Source organism: Bacillus sp. CH140a_4T (genome assembly GCF_008923725.1).
In the GTDB taxonomy this organism is placed as follows: Bacteria; Bacillota; Bacilli; order Bacillales; family Bacillaceae_G; genus Bacillus_A.
Map to the genome: position 1 here is coordinate 521,783 of NZ_WBPF01000021.1, position 20,029 is coordinate 541,811.

Here is a 20,029-nt window from a genome sequence, read left to right on the forward strand (position 1 = left end):
GAATGAATTTCCGCTTCAGACTCTTTTATTACTTTACATATACCTCATCTAACAAATGTAAAAACTCACCTTGTTTCCCGGCTAATGCAGGGCATTTTGCAATATCAATCCATTCGTAGCAAAATACTAATCCTTGATCTTCCTCACCGGCACTTACAATATGTTCCCAATCATCTTTTACATCTGTTAGTAACGTTACGTGGAAAAAATGCCGCTTTTGATATTCCTTTTTCTCTTTCACAAGTATGATGTAATCGGCTAGGAATCTTTCTATGCATAAATGACGTAATCCAGACTCTTCTTGTACTTCACGTAAAATTGCTGCTTCTAACGTTTCCCCTTCGTCAACTGTTCCCCCTGGTACTTGTATACCAGCTTCAGGTATATCACGATGTTTAAAAACAAGCAGTTGCATAACTCCTTCTTTTTCTCTTGTCACATATGCGTGTACTTTTTTCTTATATAACACCGTCATAATCCTTCTCTCCCCTCAATTGCTCACTGCGTTACTTCTTCAAGCGTCAGTTGATTTTCATATAAATATGTAGCTTGTGGGTTACCCACATACCTTACGTGCCATGGTTCATATCGATAGCCCGTAAGCGATTCTTTCTCTTTTGAATATCGAATTACAAAGCCAAATTTATGGGCATTTTCAGACAGCCACTGCCCTTCTTTCGTTTCACCAAAAATTGTCTCTAACTGAAACTTAGCAGCTTGAGATGTAATATCCATAGCAAGCCCTGTTTGATGTTCACTCGTACCAGGAACCGCGCTAGACATCGCTGTTTTTGCTTCCCCGTCTTGCTTTTTATACATCGTATTTAATGCTTTTTGTCGATCAAAAGATCTAAATCCAGAGACTGCAAACAAGAAAATACGCTCCTGATCAGCTTGCTGAAACATTTCCTCTAGCGCCCCTGCTGCTTCTTTCCTCATTTTTTTCTTTTCTTGATCACCTTCACTTGAGTAGCGCACTTTCGGAATAACTAAATCTGGCGGTCTGTACCCATCTGGTAAACGTCTACTTTTATTCACAAGCACAAGCATCGAATTCGGATTACTAATTACCGCAATATCACCATCCATATTGGCAATCGTTTCTTTCGCTTTCGGAAATATGTTATTCACATTTACCTCGCGCGCCTGCTTATCCTTATACATTTTATAATTGATTCCTGCTACTCCAACAATGAGTATCATCGCTACGATACCAAGTAGTGTCCATCTTTTTTTCATATAACGACCTCTTATTTTAATAATTTGGCCATTTCATACTCATCGATGTTCTCTCCATCGATAATAAGAGCAGCTCTTTTGACACCTTCTTTCTCAAATCCAGCTTTTTTATATAGTGCCTGAGCTCTTGTATTGTGGGCCATTACCGTTAATTCTAAACGCCATACATCATGTAATTTTGCCCACTTCTCAACCTCTTTAAACAATCTGGTCCCAATACCTCGCCCGCTATACTCTTGCAAAATACCAATTACAATGCCTGCTACATGTCTCTTTCTTTGAATATGATTTCCATTCACTAAAATAAACCCTACTATACTTCCTTTTTCAACTGCTACGAATATTGTTGTATATTCATTTTCTATAAAGCGATGAATCATTTGTTCTTGTTGCTCGGCTGTAAATTTTCTTTCTCCTGGTTCATATAGCATAAATTTCGTTTCTTCATCTAGTTGCTTACTTAATTGCAAAAATGGTGCTGCATCTTCTATTTTGATCTCCCTAATCACTTCTATCACCCAATCAGTTTCATAATAAAAAGTTTTCCTTGTAAAAAGATTTTCTCTACTTTCCCGAAAATCCCTTTGTAAATCTCCCAGTATAATTTGACAAATTTCGATATTACTATAACATCGACAAATTATGTCTATTCTGTGACGCCTCTTCTTTACACAAAAAAAGCGCAAGCTTAACACTCACGTTTTTTCAGACTCTCCCACTCATTTATGTTTCACTTTATCCATTCACCTTTTCCGCCTGCCAGAAATATTCACCAAACGCTTTAGCAAGTACATCAATCGATCGATTTAATTCTTCCTCTGTATTATCTACGCCACCAACTTCTATTAATATCGCTTGTCCTGATAAGTCTTGATTGTAGACACCATTTCCTGTTTGGAATCCTTTTTGAATGACACCACGACTCACTCCTGGATATTTCTTATTAATTTCTTCATGAAGAGCTGTTGCTAATTGTAAGTTCTTTTCATAATTTTTATTGCCTTTCCCTATTACGAAAGCAAGCTTCGCATATGATTTATCTCCAATTGCTTTTGTCGTGACATTTTTCCGAGCACTATCACGATGTAAGTCAAAGAAGTATTGCAGCTCTTTATTACCAGTCATTACTTCTTGTACAATTTCCCGTGACACTTTGTAAGAACTATTACTATTTAACCCTTTACTAATCAACTTTTGACCGACATCAGTCTTGTCGTTAGTAGCTCCAATCCCTTCACTTGCTAATTGTTCACGAAATCGGTCGCCGACTATTGAAATATTCGTGACGGAGCTTGTCGCTTTATTCGGATTTGGATCATTTGCTAAATTCAGTAACGGCAAATAAGATTCCCAGCTATGCGAATGATAAATAAACGCAACTTGTCGTTTCCCTGTCGTTTGAGCCGGTTTCTTTTTCTCTTTGTTCGTATCCGGCTTTGGAGCCTGTCCACCTTCACCAGTCCGTTCTTTTACTACTTCTTCAAGTGGCACGCTCGATTCTATCGGTAAGTTAGAATAATTTGTCCCTTCACCCGCAATAACAATTTCTGTATCGTACTTTCCAAAACCAGGTAGCTCTTTACCGACAAAACTGCGTACATCGTTAAAACGAATATTCGTAGCCATAGAAAAGAGAAACGAGGAAATTGAAAAGTTTTGATTTAAATTTCGATACTCCTGTGTAAAATAATGATTCTCTTTCCCAAGAACGTACATGTAACCATTCATCGATAGCTCATTTAACCAATTATATAAATACGTTGACTTTGTCTCTTTCATAGAGGTTACCATCATACTAATAAGAAAAAAAGTCGCTAGTACTGTAGCAATAATAAATAAAACTAACTTACGTACACTTGTGAACTTCAAATAAAAAAAGCCTCGATTCATACTATCACCCTCTCTATTTCAAGTTATGTACAAGCTCTAGAGAATAGACCGTCTAAATTCCGGCTATATTGTTAATGAGGTGAAATGAATTGAAGCTACTAATAGGAACATTACCCATTGTACTATCATTTATTTTTTATTGGCTTGCTAAGCATCCTACAATCCGTGTTGCGTTACATATTTCAGCATACTTAGCACTTTATGTACTCGGTACAATTATTTCTATTAATATATATGATGTTTTAATGCAAGATTTAGTTTTCATGACAAGCATTCATGGAATTTTACTAAATCCGTTTTTTCTTATATCAGGAGCGTATATAGGGATATACACTTTATACCTACTATTGTCTTACATTATTACAAATATAAAAAATGGAGCGTAATGAAATGCGACCACCGTTCATCTGTCATACATGCAAAAAAAGAATTGTGCGAAAGAAAGATCTCATTACTGCCACATCGTACTTCCGCTTTTATTTATTTCACAGTGATTGCTTTAAACGACAGCAAGTGTTCATCTCACGATTTATCCCTGTGAATACACTATTTCATTTCTTTCTTATTATATATGGACTTATTTTTGGCAGCATTCTTATGATTACAGAACCATCTGTCATTTGGCTAATTTTCTTATTTCCCATTTTATATCGATTTCTTTCCTATTATTATGTTGAGCGTTTTTTCTCTACGTAACGTGCAGACTGTCCTTTAGGAATGCTTAAACATTCCCACTCATTTTCTTTTAACATTTTACCGATGAAAATAATTTGTCCAATATGCAAAGCATAATGAGAAATTTGTCTTTCAATTGCTTGCATGACAGTATGTGCTTCACCGCGAATATATACCGTCTGTAATAAATGCTCCGGCGTTAACATATACATCATTTTAAAAAGATATTCCCATCCTTTATTCCATGATGCGATAACCTCTTCCTTAGAAGAATAACCACCTTCAAATTCAGCATCTCGGTTACGATCTATTTTTTCACCATCAGCTGTTAAAAAATCCGTCCATCTAGAACGCATATTGCCGTGCAGATGCTTAATTATGATTGCTATGCTATTTGTTTCTTCATGAGAAGACCATTCAATCTGTTCATATGATAATTGAGAAAGTACCCTTTCTCCTTGCTTCTTTGTTGCTTTAAAATTCGAAATGGCACATTGTAAATATTCTCGTCCAATATCCATGTTCCTCCGCCTTTACACTAACTAATTTTTGTTCCATTTGGTAATTCCATATTAGGCTGAAGTAATACAACATCACCCGCTTCAGGTACTCCTCCTAAAACAAGCACTTCTGATTTATATCCAGCTACACGTTTTGACGGAAAATTTACAACAGCAACGATTTGCTGACCGACTAAATCTTCCGGATTGTATCTTTTCGTAATTTGAGCACTTGACTGCTTTATTCCAAGCTCTCCAAAATCAATTTCTAGTTTAATCGCTGGAACTCTCGCTTCCTTGAATTCCTCTGCATGTGTTACAGTTCCAATTCTTACATCCAAAGTTAAAAAATCTTCAAAATTAGCCATTTTATCATTCCTCCCAATTATTACTTAGACAAAATACAAAAATCCCCTTTAAAAAAAGAAAGGCGCCTAAGCACCTTTCTTTTGTAGTTCACTTGATTCATTTGATTTATAGAAGAAGGAACCCAGAATCCCGCCAATACATGATGGGATTAACCACCCTATTCCTTCATTATATAATGGTAACATTTGTAACACGTTAGAAACCGCATCAACTTTAATGTTTGCACTTTCTAAACCGTTAAAGAAACTAATTAACAATGCGCCTAAAATAGCTCCAATATAAATGGTATTACGCTTCCCTATCCATTTATGGAAGTAAGAAAGTACGATTAATACGATTGCAACTGGATATATGATCATTAACACTGGTAAAGTGACTGCGATTAATTGTGTTAAACCTAGGTTAGATACAATTAAACTAAACACACATACCATTGTTACAATCGCTTTATGCGAAAGTTTAGGGAATAAGTTTGTAAAGAAGCCAGCACAAGCTGATGTTAATCCAACAGAAGTTGTTAAACAAGCTAGTATAATAACAAGTCCTAATAAAATTTTACCACTTGTTCCATATAACTCATTTACAACATTCGTTAAAATAAGTCCACCATTCTCTGATACACCAAGTGATGTACTTGTTGAACCAAGATAAGCAAGTGATAAATAGATTAACGTTAAACCAAGTACGGCAATAATACCTGATACTACTGTTATTTTTGCAACTTGACTACTCTCTTTTATCCCTTTAGAACGGATAACTTGTACAACGACAATTCCAAATACAAGCGCACTAATTGCATCCATCGTTAAATATCCTTGTATAAATCCACCAAAGAAAGCATTTTCTTGATATGCAGCTAGCGGCGCAGCTGGTTCTCCAATTGGATCAATAATTGCCTTTCCGACAATTACAGCAACAATTAATACTAACAATGGTGTAAGAAATTTCCCGAACCAATCCACTAATTTAGATGGATTTAATGATAAATACCAAGTTATTCCGAAGAAAATTATAGTGAAAAGAAATAGCGTGTACCATTCAGAAACCATTGCCTCTGATAAAAATGGCTTCACACCCATTTCAAATGAAACGGCTCCCGTACGCGGAATCGCGAAAAATGGTCCAATTGCTAAATAACTAATCAATGGGAAAATAAACGCAAATATAGGGTGAACTCTAGAAGATAGCGCTTTCAAGTCCCCCTCTACAAACGCAACAGCTGTTACAGCTAATAGGGGTAATCCGACTCCCGTTACTAGGAATCCAATTGTAGCAATCCAAACATTCTCTCCAGCTTGTTGCCCTAAAACTGGTGGAAAAATTAAATTTCCTGCTCCTAAAAATAGTGCAAATAACATTAAACCAATTGCTATCGTATCACCTGGCCTTAAACGTCCCTTCATACTTTTCATTTGCATAGCACTTTTTCATTGTTTATCTCTATTTTCACAATATGCTATGCATCCTCCTCTCTGCTCAAGATGATAAAATATGCCCTTACAAAGCAGTGTCTTTCTCCATAATTTCTCCATTCCCCTTATTCTTACTCTAACTATTAATTTTTGATTTTTTTGAATTTTTAACTCATTAGAGTGGTATTGCGTGGAGTATAGTTGTCAGACCTCTTTGTTTTTATCACACATATAGTAACATATTTAGTTGAAAAATAAAAACATATTTTCAAATTGATTTTTTTGAAAATCAAAATTATCTACATTTTTTCACCTTAACATTATTTCCAAATAACTTTATACACGTGACATAACTAAAGCCATCCAACATAATTAGATGGCTTTTGCATGTTACTCTATCGTTTCAACTTTACGTGGATTTTTCATCTCTTCCACATACACAACTCTAAATCCGTGATCTTCTAAATCCTTCAATAACGTCTCTAATTCACCGTCGTTAAACTCTTCTCCTAATGTAAACATAATTCTACGAACTAATAAGGCATCATTATCAAAAGTCATTAAACTTTGAATACCTGTATATTTTTTTAATACTGTCGATAATTTTTGAATGGCCCCATTATAATCTTGCGTCCCAATCATGACAGAATATTTACTAGAATGAACGCCCCAAGCATCTTCTAATAACTCAAAAACTTTTTTATGCGTTAAAATTCCAAGAAAGACTCCTTTTTCATCAACTACTGATAAATAAGGTAATTTTTTTATTGTAAAAAATACTTTAAAGAACGAAGAATCTTCTCTGACATATCCTTCTTTATCGTTTAATAATTGTACTACACTCTCTTCCAGTGAACCTTTATATTCTAATATATCTACTTTGTATACATTCCCTAAATATTTCTCTTTTTTTTCATCTAAAACTGGTACACAACGATAGCCAGTATTATTTAAATGCTCCAGTGCTTCCCCTATTGTAATTGAACATGAGCAAAATAAAACTTCCCTTTTCGGCACATAATTCCCTTTAATCCTCATAAACAGCCTCCTTATGTTAAAATACTTTCTGTGCCATAACTATATTATATTTTCAGAAAAAAATAAATAATTTATTTCATTTTTCTGAAAATTATTCATTTTCTTGTCATAATTTATTCACGTTTCATTCACTTATATCCCGTACAATACTAAACTTCTTTAAGAAAAATATATTGTAACTTACGCCGAAAGAAGCTAAAATAAGAATAAGAATTTTCTGAATATTCTAAGAGTAGGTGATTACATGTCTTTATTTCGCTCACATATATATAAATTTATCGTTGGTGTTCTCATTATATTTATCATTAGTCCTATTCCCGCATTATTCATTACACATAAATACTCTTACATAACTGGCTTTATAAGCATTTTTCATAACTTCGCACAACTTTCTTCTATGACAGTTCCAAAGATTGATTGGATGCATGAATCTATCTTTTTCTCAGCAAATCAAATGGTACATACTTCGAATCATTCAACACCGTTATTCCCTTACATATGGGAAATATATTTTTTATCGATTGTTCGTTTTACCTTTACTCTTACGATCGGATTCTTCATCAGTTTAGGGATCGGCCATTTATTTTTTAAAGCACCTCATTCGGTTAAAAAGCTCACTTTCTTATTAAGATGGATACCTTACTCTTTTTGTACTGTATTATTGCAATGCTCAGTCTTATTACTACTCCTATACATCGCAAAATTTATAAAACTTCCTTACTACTCATCTTTTATCATCGTTTGTAGTACTTCCATGATTATCGTTATGCAAGCAATAAAAAAATGGATTCCGTTCTTAAGTAACACAAATGAATATGAAATAAAACAATCTTCTTTCCTTATGGATACATTGTTTTGGGCACTTACTTCGAATCATAAATCCATTTTAGGTTCCATTATTCTTTCATTCGTTTTTATGGAATGCGTTTTTCATGCAAGCGGACTATTGCAATTTATCATTCAATTCGGCGGAAATGCACCTATCATTGTTACAATTAGCTTATTACTTTTGTATATCCCGTATTGCATACTCTCGTTCCTTCAAACACTATGGACGACAAACCACGTTAAACAACAATCATACGCTTTAACTAGAAGTATCCCAAAACCTTAATTTAAAATAACCCTCTATAATCTGAAAGTAGGGGGTTATTCCTTTTGTATCGCGGACAAAATAACAGCACATTCAAAAACTATTGCAGAAACATACCAATATTTACCCTTTTTCTTTGACTATTCTTTTCGTTTGGATTTATTATAAAAGTATAACATAATCGCAGGAGGTGACATCTTTATTCCAAACTACGGAATAGAGAACACACTTGGACATATTAAATATTTTTCTCATCTTTGTACTCATCCTTATTTCCGGCTTTTTCGTTGCATCAGAATTCGCTGTTGTAAAAGTACGAAAAAGTCGAATTGACCAACTTGCAAATGAAGGCAATAAACAAGCTTTAGCTGCAAGAAGTGTCCTATCTAATTTAGATGTTTATTTATCAGCTTGTCAGCTCGGGATCACGATTACTTCTTTAGGGCTTGGTTGGCTTGGTGAACCGACTGTGGAACATTTACTACGACCGCTCTTTGAAAAGATTAATATTACTGGAACAATGGCGAATACTTTGTCCTTTATTATTGCTTTTAGTTTTATTACATTTTTCCATGTTGTATTAGGTGAATTAGTTCCAAAATCTTTCGCCATTCAAAAAGCAGAAGCAATCACACTTAAGTTTGCACGACCACTTATTTTATTTGATAAAATTATGTATCCATTCATTTGGTTACTTAATAGTACGGCAATCTTTTTCACAAAACTACTCGGTTTAGAGCCTGCAAAAGAAAATGAACTTGCCCATTCTGAAGAGGAATTACGACTCATTTTAGGTGAAAGTTTCAAAAGTGGAGAAATAAATCAAACCGAATATAAATATGTAAATAATATTTTTGAATTTGACGACCGAGTTGCAAAAGAAATTATGGTCCCTCGTACAGAAATGATTTGCTTATCTACTGAAAATACGTTAGAAGAGAATATGGATATCGTCGCAACTGAAAAGTTTACACGCTATCCTATCATCGAAAAAGATAAAGATGATATTATCGGTATGATCAATACGAAAGAAGTTTTTCATGATCAAACGAAAGGCATTCATAAGCCACTTGAATCTTACATACATCCAGTACTAACTGTATTTGAAACTGTTCCAATTCGCAAAACATTAGTACATCTACAAAAAAATCGTGTTCAGATGGCAATCGTTATGGATGAATATGGTGGTACTGCTGGACTTTTAACAATGGAAGATATTCTTGAAGAAATCATTGGAGAAATTCAAGATGAGTTTGATGCGGATGAATCACCTATGATTGAAAAACGTACGCCGAAGCTTACTGTTTTAGATGGGAAAGTACTCATTTCTGAGGTGAATGATATATTCGGCCTACATATTGATGATAGTGATTTAGATACAATTGGAGGCTGGCTCCTCTCCCAAGCAGTAGACTTAAATATTGAGGCTGGTTATTCCATCGAATTTGCCGGTTTTCAATTTAAAGCACTAGAACTTGATGGACATCAAGTGAAAAAAATTGCAGTACATAAATTAGACACGAAAAAGGAGTTATAAAGTGACAGTATTATTAACAATCTGTATCATTGCCTGTTTCATTGTTTCATTTCTCGCCTTTATTTATCCTATCATTCCAGGCATCCTTGCTGTATGGGCTGGATATTTCATTTACCATTTTGGTATAAATGGCGGAGAACTAACAACTTCCTTTTGGATTATTCAATTCATTTTCACACTATTTATTTTCGTTGCTGATTTTATTGCAAATGGATATTTCTTAAAGAAATATGGGAGTTCTAAATGGGGAGAGCGTGTCGGTATGATTTCTATCATTGTCGGATCTTTCTTCTTCCCACCATTCGGTTTAATTATCATACCGTTCTTATCGGTATTTATTACAGAACTCATGCATAAAAAAGCGCCAAAAGACGCCTTTCTAGTAGGAGTTGCTACTGTAGTTGGTTTTTTAAGCAGTACAGTAGCGAAAGCTATTCTCCAAATCATTATGATTCTCATATTTGTATGTTATATCATCTTTTAACCATCCCAATTTCGGGATGGTTTTTTTAATATGAAATACCTACTCGACTATTCTCATATTTGTTTTCACTACACAGATTCCACGTAAATTGCGCTGTATCACCAACTGTTATTTTCGCTCCCCCTTCTGGTAATACATCTTTTTCAGTTCGATACACTCCTGTCACATCACCGTCTATTAAATGCGTCGGACAAACGACCGTCCAACATACATTACTACTACTAAGTATCTTATATGCAGCTAAATGATCTTCTGCTGCTGTTGTCGTTTTCCTTTTTGATTCAGTTGATTGAAAACGATATAAATTTAGATTTGTTCTTGCTTGTAAAATACCAGCTGTTCCTATTGTAATGATCTTATGAACCCCTACTTCTTCCATTTGCTTTATAATTCGTGGCATACTCTTCGCTAATGTCCCATTTTGATCCGTTCCAAGTGCACTAATTACTATATCGCTTCCTTCTATCGCTTTCTTTATATCATTTTCATTTAGTACATTACCTTCTATAACTCGTAACCTTTCATGGTGTATTTCTATTCTATTTACATCACGTGCTAACGCAGTCACTTCAGCTGAATCCTTTAATGCTAATTTTATTATACTTGAACCTACTCGACCTGTTGCTCCTAATATACATACTTTCATTTGTTTTCCCCCTCTTTCATTCTTTCTCTATTTTTCAATAATCTCAATTAATTTACAACAAAAAAGCTTCCTCATATGTAAGAGGAAGCTCTATTATTATTTTATTTCTTTTCTTTAGAATCCGTAGACGTCTCAGTTCCACTTGTTTCTTTATCCTTTTTGTCCTCTTGTTGTGTTGTTGTATCGTCTTCTTTCTTCTCATCCTCACCTTTACTACAACCTACCATTAATAAAGAACTTGCAAGTGCCATAGCAGTTAATGATTTAACCCATTTGTTCATTTGCGTTTCCTCCTTTTGATAGAATATGTACAATCCCATATTACTCTCTATTTTTAAAGGAAAGATTGAAAAATAGTAAATAAACGGTAAATATTTGTAAATTTTCTGATAATATATGTAGATTTAGTCATTTCTTCTCCATGAAAAATAAAAAACTAAGGCGCCTGTCTTTCCGCCTTAGTTTCTTATGCAAACTTCTCATTTTCATATACATGTTGAATCTTATACTCTTTCTTCACAACATATTGCCATACACTATAGGCATAACGGTTCATTTTCAGGAAGCAATTTTCTAAAAACGAGCGGAATTCTGGATTTGCAACTTCAACTGCCACTTGAGCAAAATTTAGTGCTAATTGTTTTAAATACGCAATATAAGAAGTTGCAATATAAATATCCCCTGTATATTTACTATCAGTTTCCTTTTCCATTTCCTGAAAATGAAATGAAATTGGTTCACAAGTTATATGCTGTACATTCTCTCCTTCTTGAAAATTCACTTGTTCATTATATGCTTGCAACATATATGGTAAATGATGCTGTAATAGCTCCTTTAATTCTTCGTCTCTTACCTTTCCTGTATACTCCCCAACCTTATATATAAGCATATAACTATACCTCATTAATTCTTTCATACAATCCATGAAAGTGCCTCCCTTCCTTTTGTCTATATGCTATAAATATGATGCTATTACATTTGCTATTCTTGCTAAAAACCAATCCCATTTACTAATTTTCTCAAAATCTTCTTCCGAAAATTTTTTTGATTTATGAAAGTCTTCTTTTAATCGGTTCCATACATCCGCTGTTACTCCCTTATCATAGATAATACAATTTGACTCCGTATTTAAATAAAAACTTCTATTATCAAAGTTTGCGGTACCAATATCAACAATTTCCCCATCAATGATTGTTACTTTCCCATGAAAAAAACCATTCTGATATTGATAAATCTCCGCTCCAGCATGTAACATGTCTTTCAAATACGGATAGGCAGCTTGTTTTAACAATACTGCATCACTTTTAAATGGTACGAGAATTTTCACATTGACACCGCGGTTTAATGCATCTTTTAACTCTTTCATCATTTCTTTACTTGGTACAAAATATGGCGTAGCAATAACTAAAGACTTTTTAGCCTGTTTTAAAAGCGCTCCATATTTTTTCCATAAACCTTTTCCATCTGAAAATAAATATTGATATTTTACATTCCCTATCGCAGGTGAACTTTCATGTACAGGCATTTTTTCTCCCGTATCTTCTTTCCAGTCAGTAGCAAATTTTCTTTCCATATCCGTGGCACCATTCCCCTTAACTCGTACATGATAATCACGCCACGGGCCAAATTTTGGATCTTGTCCAAGGTACTCCTTCCCAATATTAAAGCCGCCGATATATGATACTTTTCCGTCAATCGTAACAATGCGTCTATGGTTTCGTTGGTGCAACGAATAGAATACATGTTTCAATTTAAGTTTTTTACTAAACGTAAACTGGACACCATTGCTTTTTAATTGACGAATTATCTTTTTCTTCAGCTTATATCCACCTATTCGATCAACGGACAATTTTACTTCTACTCCACTCGATGCCTTTTTCTCGAGCAACTGCAAAAACTCTTTACTTATTTCATCTTTACCTACAATATAAAAATGGATATATACGTACTTTTCTGCATTACGTATATCCTCAAATAATTTCTTATATAACTTTTCACCGTTCGTATATAGTTGAAATTCACCTAATCGAACTTGTCCTAATTCAGATTCACTAGCCATTTTCTTCCCCATTTCCACATCGATGTTCATCCAAATGAATACACCTATTAAACAAAGGATTACAACGAAAAAGTGTTTCATGGATATTTTCCTTTCTCCACTTACTGTTATTTCTATATCTTCCCTTTTTTAATACAATATCATTCAAGAAAATATGTCATTACATGATATATGTCCATATCAAACGATGGCTCATTTGCATATTGTATGTTGTATCTTAAAATAAAAGGAGGAAATAACAATGGGCTTCGCACAAGGTAATGGATTCGCGCTATTAGTCGTATTATTTATCCTCTTAATCATCGTCGGTGCTGCTTGCTTCTGCTAAGTAGTTATCGTCATATGATATGTGGATGAAAAAACTATAAAAGCGGACACCTAGTTTTAGGTGTCCGCTTTTCATATGAAAAACATTTCGATTTGTTAAGATATCTTAACGACTAAATATTCAACTTAAAAAGTTAGTAATGTAGCTACTTTCTTACTCTCTGCTTTGCGTATATGACGTTGTTCTGCACGTAATACTGCAATGCGGTATAATTCTTTCTCTTCTTCTGTTTCAGGGATTACTCGCGGCACTGGAACTGGATTATTCTCCTTACTAAGCGCAACAAAAGTAACAAATGATGTTGCTGCTATACGCTTCTCACCTGAAATTAAATCTTCTGCTACTACCTTCACAAATACTTCCATCGATGTTCTACCCGTCCAAATTACAAAGGATTCATAACTAACACAATCTGAAGAGCGAACAGGATGTAAGAAATCTACCCAATCCATAGATGCTGTGACACATTCTTTCCTTGCATGCCTCGTTGCTGAAATAGAAGCAACCATATCCATCTCCGCTAATATCTTTCCACCAAATAGCGTATTGTGATCATTTAAATCTGTTGGAAATACTCGGCTCGTTTTAAACACTCTAGACTCATTAGCTGTTTTACCCTTTACTTCAGTCATTGTTATCACCTCTTTGATTATTTAACCCGCTATTTGCAGACAGTAAGACTCCCACCATAAAATTCGGCTGGAGCAAAGAAGTTCGGTAAGAGTTCCATTTCCCATTAACACTAGAACGGTATGAGCTTAGTATCACTTCAAGCTTAATATTAACAACATTCAGAACTCTTAGTCCACAAAAAAGAACCGATGTTATCAATCGGCTCCTCTAAATACATATTGTTCTTTTGGCGGTTCAACTTTATTCCATTTTGTTACTTCTAATACAGGGATATTCGCATGGAACGGTTGATAAAATTCAGTAGAAATTTCTCCCTCTATTTGAATCCAATCATCGTTTTTCCATTCTACACCTTCTGGCTTTTTCACTAACATACCATATACACCAGAATCCGCTACACAATGTATAATACCGAAACGGAATAAGAAATATTGTTCTTTTTTAGAAGAATCATCTTTGAAAACAAACCCTTTATAAGATAATTTTTTTCCAGTAAACTCGCCAGGGTAATTATAAATTGTTTCCATACCCTTTAAGAAATTTTCATCGTTTAAAGTTACACTATCTTTCGTTACAAACTCTTTCTTCCCTTTTTCCATTACCCCACGGTATCCTTCTTTTCCGTAATAAATACTCGTATCCGGTCTTAAAAATTGCCTTCTCATAAATGGATCTGTACTTTCTGCTTGTGCAACAGGGAAGTGAAATCCTTTCGCCTTAACGATATCTGAATCTAATGTTGCAATCGGGAAAAACAACCCTGATACAATGGGAAAACAGAACAATGAGTACGAAAATACTTTTTTCCACCATGTATTCTCATCTTTTGAATGATCATGCCCGCAATGGCTATGATCACAGCTACAATCTTGTTTTCCTAGTTCTTTCTCATGTTCTTTTTGGAAAACGATAATAATTTGAACGACCGTTAAAAAACCTAAAATAATAGCTGCTGTAGTTGATAAATAGGCATACTTCATATTGATATACTTCGTAATATTACCAGAAATATGAAGCTGCGCGATTAAGATTGTAAAACCTAATAATATATATGCTCGAAACATAACCTACCACCCCATCGCATAAATGAGTAGTGAGCTTGCATAAACAACAAGTGTAACTGTAACTGTAACGACAATTACAAATTTCGTTTTAAATGTCGCAAGCATCATAAACATGTTTTTAATATCCACCATCGGTCCATATACGAGGAACGCGACAAGTGATGCTGTTGAAAATGTACTTTGGAATGAAGAAGCAATAAACGCATCTGCTTCCGAACAAAGTGATAAAATATATGCAAGTCCCATCATAACAGCTGGTGAAGAAAATGGACCTTGTCCAATAGCAAGAAGTGTAGAAGTTTGTACGAACGTTTGAACTGCAGCTGCAATTAACGCACCTAATACTAAATATTTTCCCATCGAGAAAAATTCCTCAACAGCATGCGTACATACATCCCACATTTTTTTACGTAATGGACGCTTATGATTCACTTCTGGGAAATGATCATCTCTTAATTGATGTTCTTTAAACATAAATGATAATATAATTCCGACGATAATTGCTACGACAATCGCTACAATAGAACGATACCATACCATGTGCATACTACTCCCAAAGGCAACGTATGTTGCAAATAATACGACTGGATTAATAATTGGCCCAGTTAGCATAAATGCAATCCCTGCATATGGCGGAACTCCTTTTCCGATTAATCGCCTAACAATCGGAACGATTCCACATTCACAACCTGGAAACATCATCCCTAAAAAAGTAGCCATTAAAACAGACAGAAATCGGTTTTTCGGCATCCATTTTGCTACCATATCTTCTGTCACAAACATTTGAATGAATCCTGAAATAAATACACCAATGAGCACAAAAGGAAGTGCTTCGATCAATATAGAGATAAAGATTGTATTCATTTGCAGGAATGCTTTCGGTAATTGAAACAATTCCATGATGTATTTCCTCCAACTTTTCATTAACAATATGTAATTTTAACCCCATTTTATGAATTGGACAAGACTTATACGGAATTCACCTCTTTCATATACATTACATTTTATAAGTTATATTCTATTCAAAATTTGGGATTTCATAGCAAAAAAGCTGCTCTAGCGCAGTTACACAACTATGCTAGAGCAGCTTTTTTATCGTTAAAAGTAACGTTTCTTCCAAAATACAAATGCTAAAGCGCAAGATAATGTTGCACATATTATGAGTACAATTACAAAACCTTGAGCCTCACCTTCAAACGGAACCTTTACGTTCATTCCAAAGAAACTAGAGACCATTGTTGGTAATGATAAAATGATTGTAATAGACGTTAACAGTTTCATAACACTGTTTAAATTATTCGATATAACAGAGCTAAAAGTATTCATCATTCCACTTAGAATATGACTATATATTTCCGCCATTTCAATAGCCTGTTTATTTTCAATTAATACATCTTCTAATAAATCTTGATCGTCTTCATACATTTTTAAAAATGTACTGTTACGCATTAATTTTTGAATTACAATTTTATTCGCCTTTAATGATGTTGTAAAGTAAACTAAACTTTTTTCAAGGCCTAGCAATGTGAAAATCTCTTTATTTTTCATCGACTTATTTAATTGATGCTCTAAATCGATTGTTTTTCTGTTAATTTGCTTTAAGTATCTTAAATAATAAGTAGAAATCGTATATAAGAGCTGAAGTGCAAAGCGTGTCTTTTTAAACGTATAAAATTCTTTAATACGTTGATTAATAAAACGTTCAAAAATTGGGTTTTCTTCTAAACAAATTGTCACAAAGCAATCTGGCATTACAATCATACCTATTGGAATCGTGTCATAAATCGAATTTCCTTCTTCATCATGTCTAACTGTTGGAATATCCACGATTATTAAAGTATTATTGTCTTCCTTTTCAATACGAGAGCGTTCTTCATCATCTAAAGGGTCTTTAATGAAATCTAAGTCTACATTTAAAGTTTGTACTAGATATTGAATTTCTTCTTCTGTTGGATGAAGTACATTAATCCAGCACCCCTTCTGCATTTCCTCAACCTCTTGTAGTTTTCCGTTTCGGTCTGTTAAATAAATATTTAACATACTATCACCCCGATTCTTTTTACATGTAGGAATCTACCTCTCTTAAACAACAGTTTTTGAACCGCCATTCTCAGCATATGAAACATACGTTTAAATTTCAATAGAAAAATTATTTTGAAAACGTTTTTATAAGAAAAATATTCTAAACAAAGAAAAAGGCAGAGTGCTCTCTGCCTTAAAAAGCTTATGTTGCCTTTATAACATATTTAGAAAGCATCCACAAGTTAAAGCCAACTGAAATCGTATAACCAGCGTATGTTGAAATAATAAAACTTACATAATCGAAATACGGAAGCAATACAATATTTAAAACTATCTTCACAATAATGCCAATTATTAATCCTAGCACTGTCTTCTGTTGTTGATTAATTCCCTGTAACATCGCAGCTGTTACTGTAAAAAGTGAAAATAGTATACAAGCAGGAGCATAATACTGTAAAATAACGCTCCCCATCTCCGGATCATTTCCAGCGCCAAATAAAAGAGTATATACTGGTTTTGCTAACACCATCATTCCAATTGCCGCGGGTACCGTAATACCTACTACTAATACATTCGTCCTCGTAAAATGTTTGTACAGTAACTTCACATTTCCTGCTGTATAAGCTTTTGTCATCTCAGGTACGAGAGACATACTAAAAGCAGTCGCAACAGAAACAGGAATAAGAACAACCATCTGAACAAGGCCAATTATCGCATTAATCTTCTCCGCTTCCCCTTGCATATATCCTATTTGTATAAGTAGTTTATTTATTGTAAATGTATCAATCGTCTGATACAACGGAATTGCTAAACCTACCACAACAAACGGTATTGAGTATGTAAAGAGCTCCTTATACAGCGAGAAAAAAGATTTCGTTGTTTGCGGTATACTTACCATTTCTTTTTTCTTTAAGTGCTTTCTCCTTCTTACGTAATACGCACTTAAAACTGTTAATCCGCCTATCGCTCCCATAAAGGCACCAAACGTTGAAATACCAACAGCCAGCGAGACTGAAGCTTTTAAAACATATAAAACGACAAAGCTTCCTATCAAAATGGTTAAGACCCGAAAAAATTGTTCTACAACCACACTTAATGCAGAAGGTCCCATCGACTGAAACCCTTGAAAAAAACCTCTTAATAAGCTCATTACCGGCACAAGTATTAATGCACAACTTACAATTCGAATATTATTTGTGACCGCTGTTACACTATTCCCTGTTTGATCATTCCCATCAATCACTAGTTCAGCTAAATGCGGTGCTAACAAATATAATATAAAACATGAGATTATTCCCATTAAAAGCATAAAAACGATACCACTCTTAAGCACTCTTTTAACCGTATGATAGTCATTCAGTTGATCATATTTTGATACCATTTTTGAAACGGCGAGTGGTAGTCCCATTGTTGCAATACTAAGCATAATCGTATATGGACGATATGCATACGTATATAAAACGTACCCACTCGTACCGACCATTGCTGTAAATGGTATAACATATATAAACCCTAACATTTTAGATATCATCGTTGCCATCGTTAAAAATATCGTTCCACGTATAAACGGTGACCCTTTCATCACATTCCTCCGCTACGCTTTATTATTATACATTATGGACAACTCCTTTTTTTTAGAACCGAACCGAAACAAATAAAAAAAGCCAATGAAAAATCATTGACTTTAACGCGTTGCTTTTTTCTTTTTGAAATACTTTAATCCGAAGTATAAAGCAACAAAGAGAACAGCTCCTATAATTATGTAATGTGTGTAATCAGATGCATACTCTTTAATGTGTCGCCAATTCCCGCCAAGCTTTTCACCTAAGTATATAAACAGTATTGACCATGGAATAATCGCAACTACTGTATACAGTGTAAATAGCTTTAATGGCATTTTAGCTAATCCTGCTGGAATAGAGATTGCATGACGTACGACTGGAATAAAGCGTGCAGAAAAGATTACTCCTGCTCCGTAACGCTTAAACCAATTTTCCGCTATGTCTAAATGGTGTTTATTAATAAGTAGATATTTCCCATATTTCTCTACAACTGGACGTCCTCCATAATATCCAAGCCAATATAAAAAGATTTGAGCTAAAGTACCACCGATTGTTCCAGCAATAACTGCACCGACAAAGCTAATTTTTCCATCTGCAACTAAAAATCCCGCATACGAAAGTACAATTTCACTCGGAATAATTTCAATCATTAAAGCTAGCGCTACTCCAAAGTAACCTAAGCTTGCAAAAAATTGCAATAACTGATCTATTATGCTTGCTAACATTTTATTTTCTATCTCCTTTTTCTTCACATACCATCCCATTATTACATAAAGGTTTCAATCTGCCAATATCTTCATTTCAACAATATGATTGGCATAAGCATGATTAATCTATTAATATTTCTTTCTGAGGTTCTTTCATAAAGGCAAACATTTCTTTAATTTGTTCTTCGGTATTTCTAGCAATCGATAAATTAGGCAATTCATTTTCACCAAAGAACTCCACATCTTCTGTTTCAATACTCGTTTTCTTTTCGCCACCAATAATCTTACAGCCAATAAAAATTTTATATACGTGTGTTGCTGAAGGCGATGGTTGATGTTTTTCTTTATCAAATATAGCGAATAGTTTAAAATCATCCACTTCATAACCCGTCTCCTCTATAACTTCTTTTGCTGCTACTTCTGTTGGCGTATAGCCGATATCAGCCCACCCACCTGGCAATGCCCATTTCCCATCACTTTTTTCTTTCACAAATAATAACTTTTCATTTTGAAAAACGACTGCTCTAATATCAACTTTTGGTGTTTGATAGCCTGTCTCATTTGCAAATAACTTCTCTACAACTTCCCAATCTGTCTTCGTGTAATGTGACATCATCGAAATGGAAATATCCCGTAATTGTTGGAAACGTTCTATATCATACACATCCTTAGAATACATTAAACCCGCTTGAGCTATAGATTGTATTTGTTTTGCCCAACCAATCCATTTTATCGTCATGTTTCCACATCCCTATTTTTTATTGAATGAAT

General features: G+C 34.3%; 25 protein-coding genes. 6 read left to right on the forward strand and 19 right to left on the reverse strand.

Annotated features, from left to right (window positions below; translation table 11 throughout):
- Window positions 1-28 precede the first annotated feature (28 nt).
- The 4 genes from F8162_RS24415 to spoIIP form a co-directional block, all read right to left on the reverse strand.
- Window positions 29-475: an NUDIX hydrolase gene (locus tag F8162_RS24415; RefSeq protein WP_076537077.1), complete on the reverse strand. Its 447-nt coding sequence runs from the start codon at window positions 473-475 to the stop codon at window positions 29-31.
- A 23-nt stretch (window positions 476-498) separates the two neighbouring features.
- Window positions 499-1,239: a D-alanyl-D-alanine carboxypeptidase family protein gene (locus tag F8162_RS24420; protein WP_098095457.1), complete on the reverse strand. Its 741-nt coding sequence runs from the start codon at window positions 1,237-1,239 to the stop codon at window positions 499-501.
- 11 nt (window positions 1,240-1,250) lie between these two features.
- Window positions 1,251-1,748: a GNAT family N-acetyltransferase gene (locus tag F8162_RS24425; RefSeq protein ID WP_151630681.1), complete on the reverse strand. Its 498-nt coding sequence runs from the start codon at window positions 1,746-1,748 to the stop codon at window positions 1,251-1,253.
- Between the two features lie 226 nt (window positions 1,749-1,974).
- Complete coding sequence (spoIIP, locus tag F8162_RS24430) at window positions 1,975-3,129, reverse strand: stage II sporulation protein SpoIIP (protein WP_151630682.1); 1,155 nt, start codon at window positions 3,127-3,129, stop codon at window positions 1,975-1,977.
- A gap of 89 nt (window positions 3,130-3,218) precedes the next feature.
- Here spoIIP and F8162_RS24435 point away from each other — a divergent pair, with 89 nt between their 5' ends.
- Together F8162_RS24435 and F8162_RS24440 are read left to right on the forward strand one after the other, a co-directional pair.
- Window positions 3,219-3,515 (forward strand): hypothetical protein, encoded by a 297-nt coding sequence (locus F8162_RS24435; protein WP_151630683.1) that lies wholly within the window; start codon window positions 3,219-3,221, stop codon window positions 3,513-3,515.
- Between the two features lie 4 nt (window positions 3,516-3,519).
- Window positions 3,520-3,825, forward strand: coding sequence for a permease (locus F8162_RS24440; protein WP_151630684.1), 306 nt, complete (start codon window positions 3,520-3,522; stop codon window positions 3,823-3,825).
- On the opposite strand, the gene F8162_RS24445 is transcribed toward F8162_RS24440, so the two are convergent.
- The 4 genes from F8162_RS24445 to cbpA form a co-directional block, all read right to left on the reverse strand.
- A complete protein-coding gene (locus F8162_RS24445; protein WP_151630685.1) occupies window positions 3,798-4,325 on the reverse strand; it encodes a DUF1572 domain-containing protein in 528 nt (175 codons plus the stop codon). The two genes, F8162_RS24440 and F8162_RS24445, sit on opposite strands and share 28 nt — an antisense overlap.
- Window positions 4,326-4,342: 17 nt before the next feature.
- Complete coding sequence (gene csaA, locus F8162_RS24450; protein ID WP_151630686.1) at window positions 4,343-4,672, reverse strand: chaperone CsaA; 330 nt, start codon at window positions 4,670-4,672, stop codon at window positions 4,343-4,345.
- Between the two features lie 66 nt (window positions 4,673-4,738).
- Window positions 4,739-6,076, reverse strand: a complete 1,338-nt coding sequence (gene brnQ4, locus F8162_RS24455; RefSeq protein ID WP_413226537.1) for a branched-chain amino acid transport system II carrier protein BrnQ4 — start codon at window positions 6,074-6,076, stop codon at window positions 4,739-4,741.
- A 399-nt stretch (window positions 6,077-6,475) separates the two neighbouring features.
- Window positions 6,476-7,123 (reverse strand): cyclic di-AMP binding protein CbpA, encoded by a 648-nt coding sequence (gene cbpA / locus F8162_RS24460; RefSeq protein WP_151630688.1) that lies wholly within the window; start codon window positions 7,121-7,123, stop codon window positions 6,476-6,478.
- A gap of 244 nt (window positions 7,124-7,367) precedes the next feature.
- On the opposite strand from cbpA, the gene F8162_RS24465 reads away from it, so the two are divergent.
- From F8162_RS24465 to F8162_RS24475, 3 genes are all read left to right on the forward strand, one after another.
- Window positions 7,368-8,237 carry a hypothetical protein gene (locus tag F8162_RS24465; RefSeq protein WP_151630689.1) on the forward strand — a complete coding sequence of 290 codons (870 nt, stop codon included), beginning with the start codon at window positions 7,368-7,370 and terminating at the stop codon, window positions 8,235-8,237.
- 208 nt (window positions 8,238-8,445) lie between these two features.
- Complete coding sequence (locus F8162_RS24470) at window positions 8,446-9,753, forward strand: hemolysin family protein (protein ID WP_151630690.1); 1,308 nt, start codon at window positions 8,446-8,448, stop codon at window positions 9,751-9,753.
- Window position 9,754: 1 nt separating this feature from the next.
- On the forward strand, window positions 9,755-10,237 hold the full coding sequence (locus F8162_RS24475; RefSeq protein ID WP_151630691.1) for a DUF456 domain-containing protein: 483 nt from the start codon (window positions 9,755-9,757) through the stop codon (window positions 10,235-10,237).
- A 25-nt stretch (window positions 10,238-10,262) separates the two neighbouring features.
- On the opposite strand, the gene F8162_RS24480 is transcribed toward F8162_RS24475, so the two are convergent.
- From F8162_RS24480 to cls, 4 genes are all read right to left on the reverse strand, one after another.
- Window positions 10,263-10,883 (reverse strand): NAD(P)-dependent oxidoreductase, encoded by a 621-nt coding sequence (locus F8162_RS24480; protein WP_151630692.1) that lies wholly within the window; start codon window positions 10,881-10,883, stop codon window positions 10,263-10,265.
- 101 nt (window positions 10,884-10,984) lie between these two features.
- Window positions 10,985-11,164 carry a hypothetical protein gene (locus F8162_RS24485; RefSeq protein ID WP_151630693.1) on the reverse strand — a complete coding sequence of 60 codons (180 nt, stop codon included), beginning with the start codon at window positions 11,162-11,164 and terminating at the stop codon, window positions 10,985-10,987.
- 185 nt (window positions 11,165-11,349) lie between these two features.
- Window positions 11,350-11,808, reverse strand: a complete 459-nt coding sequence (locus F8162_RS24490) for a spore coat protein (RefSeq protein WP_151630694.1) — start codon at window positions 11,806-11,808, stop codon at window positions 11,350-11,352.
- 30 nt (window positions 11,809-11,838) lie between these two features.
- Window positions 11,839-13,023 carry a cardiolipin synthase gene (gene cls, locus F8162_RS24495; protein ID WP_151630695.1) on the reverse strand — a complete coding sequence of 395 codons (1,185 nt, stop codon included), beginning with the start codon at window positions 13,021-13,023 and terminating at the stop codon, window positions 11,839-11,841.
- Window positions 13,024-13,183: 160 nt separating this feature from the next.
- Between cls and F8162_RS24500 the strand changes: the two genes are divergently transcribed.
- Window positions 13,184-13,270, forward strand: a complete 87-nt coding sequence (locus F8162_RS24500) for a YjcZ family sporulation protein (protein ID WP_071721689.1) — start codon at window positions 13,184-13,186, stop codon at window positions 13,268-13,270.
- Window positions 13,271-13,395: 125 nt separating this feature from the next.
- Here F8162_RS24500 and F8162_RS24505 read toward each other — a convergent pair whose 3' ends face one another.
- From F8162_RS24505 to F8162_RS24535, 7 genes are all read right to left on the reverse strand, one after another.
- Entirely contained in the window at window positions 13,396-13,902 is a 507-nt protein-coding gene (locus F8162_RS24505; RefSeq protein WP_151630696.1) for an acyl-CoA thioesterase, read from the reverse strand.
- Between the two features lie 195 nt (window positions 13,903-14,097).
- Complete coding sequence (locus F8162_RS24510; RefSeq protein ID WP_151630697.1) at window positions 14,098-14,967, reverse strand: TIGR03943 family putative permease subunit; 870 nt, start codon at window positions 14,965-14,967, stop codon at window positions 14,098-14,100.
- A gap of 3 nt (window positions 14,968-14,970) precedes the next feature.
- Window positions 14,971-15,867, reverse strand: a complete 897-nt coding sequence (locus F8162_RS24515; RefSeq protein ID WP_151630698.1) for a permease — start codon at window positions 15,865-15,867, stop codon at window positions 14,971-14,973.
- A 198-nt stretch (window positions 15,868-16,065) separates the two neighbouring features.
- Window positions 16,066-17,007 (reverse strand): magnesium transporter CorA family protein, encoded by a 942-nt coding sequence (locus F8162_RS24520; RefSeq protein ID WP_000932394.1) that lies wholly within the window; start codon window positions 17,005-17,007, stop codon window positions 16,066-16,068.
- Between the two features lie 184 nt (window positions 17,008-17,191).
- Entirely contained in the window at window positions 17,192-18,571 is a 1,380-nt protein-coding gene (locus tag F8162_RS24525) for a polysaccharide biosynthesis protein (RefSeq protein WP_151630699.1), read from the reverse strand.
- Window positions 18,572-18,673: 102 nt separating this feature from the next.
- On the reverse strand, window positions 18,674-19,276 hold the full coding sequence (locus tag F8162_RS24530) for a DedA family protein (protein ID WP_098227872.1): 603 nt from the start codon (window positions 19,274-19,276) through the stop codon (window positions 18,674-18,676).
- A gap of 103 nt (window positions 19,277-19,379) precedes the next feature.
- On the reverse strand, window positions 19,380-19,997 hold the full coding sequence (locus tag F8162_RS24535; protein ID WP_151630700.1) for an NUDIX hydrolase N-terminal domain-containing protein: 618 nt from the start codon (window positions 19,995-19,997) through the stop codon (window positions 19,380-19,382).
- Window positions 19,998-20,029 lie beyond the last annotated feature (32 nt).

Excerpts from the sequence above, each read along its gene's own strand:
- spoIIP (WP_151630682.1), bottom strand. The coding sequence starts at position 3,129 with ATGAATCGAGGCTTTTTTTATTTGAAGTTCACAAGTGTACGTAAGTTA.
- F8162_RS24490 (WP_151630694.1), bottom strand. The coding sequence starts at position 11,808 with ATGGATTGTATGAAAGAATTAATGAGGTATAGTTATATGCTTATATAT.
- F8162_RS24465 (WP_151630689.1), top strand. The coding sequence starts at position 7,368 with ATGTCTTTATTTCGCTCACATATATATAAATTTATCGTTGGTGTTCTC.
- F8162_RS24510 (WP_151630697.1), bottom strand. The coding sequence starts at position 14,967 with ATGTTTCGAGCATATATATTATTAGGTTTTACAATCTTAATCGCGCAG.
- brnQ4 (WP_413226537.1), bottom strand. The coding sequence starts at position 6,076 with ATGAAGGGACGTTTAAGGCCAGGTGATACGATAGCAATTGGTTTAATG.
- cls (WP_151630695.1), bottom strand. The coding sequence starts at position 13,023 with ATGAAACACTTTTTCGTTGTAATCCTTTGTTTAATAGGTGTATTCATT.
- F8162_RS24520 (WP_000932394.1), bottom strand. The coding sequence starts at position 17,007 with ATGTTAAATATTTATTTAACAGACCGAAACGGAAAACTACAAGAGGTT.
- F8162_RS24415 (WP_076537077.1), bottom strand. The coding sequence starts at position 475 with ATGACGGTGTTATATAAGAAAAAAGTACACGCATATGTGACAAGAGAA.
- F8162_RS24485 (WP_151630693.1), bottom strand. The coding sequence starts at position 11,164 with ATGAACAAATGGGTTAAATCATTAACTGCTATGGCACTTGCAAGTTCT.
- F8162_RS24535 (WP_151630700.1), bottom strand. The coding sequence starts at position 19,997 with ATGACGATAAAATGGATTGGTTGGGCAAAACAAATACAATCTATAGCT.
- F8162_RS24525 (WP_151630699.1), bottom strand. The coding sequence starts at position 18,571 with ATGAAAGGGTCACCGTTTATACGTGGAACGATATTTTTAACGATGGCA.
- F8162_RS24440 (WP_151630684.1), top strand. The coding sequence starts at position 3,520 with ATGCGACCACCGTTCATCTGTCATACATGCAAAAAAAGAATTGTGCGA.
- csaA (WP_151630686.1), bottom strand. The coding sequence starts at position 4,672 with ATGGCTAATTTTGAAGATTTTTTAACTTTGGATGTAAGAATTGGAACT.
- cbpA (WP_151630688.1), bottom strand. The coding sequence starts at position 7,123 with ATGAGGATTAAAGGGAATTATGTGCCGAAAAGGGAAGTTTTATTTTGC.
- F8162_RS24420 (WP_098095457.1), bottom strand. The coding sequence starts at position 1,239 with ATGAAAAAAAGATGGACACTACTTGGTATCGTAGCGATGATACTCATT.
- F8162_RS24500 (WP_071721689.1), top strand. The coding sequence starts at position 13,184 with ATGGGCTTCGCACAAGGTAATGGATTCGCGCTATTAGTCGTATTATTT.
- F8162_RS24445 (WP_151630685.1), bottom strand. The coding sequence starts at position 4,325 with ATGGATATTGGACGAGAATATTTACAATGTGCCATTTCGAATTTTAAA.
- F8162_RS24530 (WP_098227872.1), bottom strand. The coding sequence starts at position 19,276 with ATGTTAGCAAGCATAATAGATCAGTTATTGCAATTTTTTGCAAGCTTA.
- F8162_RS24505 (WP_151630696.1), bottom strand. The coding sequence starts at position 13,902 with ATGACTGAAGTAAAGGGTAAAACAGCTAATGAGTCTAGAGTGTTTAAA.
- F8162_RS24515 (WP_151630698.1), bottom strand. The coding sequence starts at position 15,867 with ATGGAATTGTTTCAATTACCGAAAGCATTCCTGCAAATGAATACAATC.
- F8162_RS24480 (WP_151630692.1), bottom strand. The coding sequence starts at position 10,883 with ATGAAAGTATGTATATTAGGAGCAACAGGTCGAGTAGGTTCAAGTATA.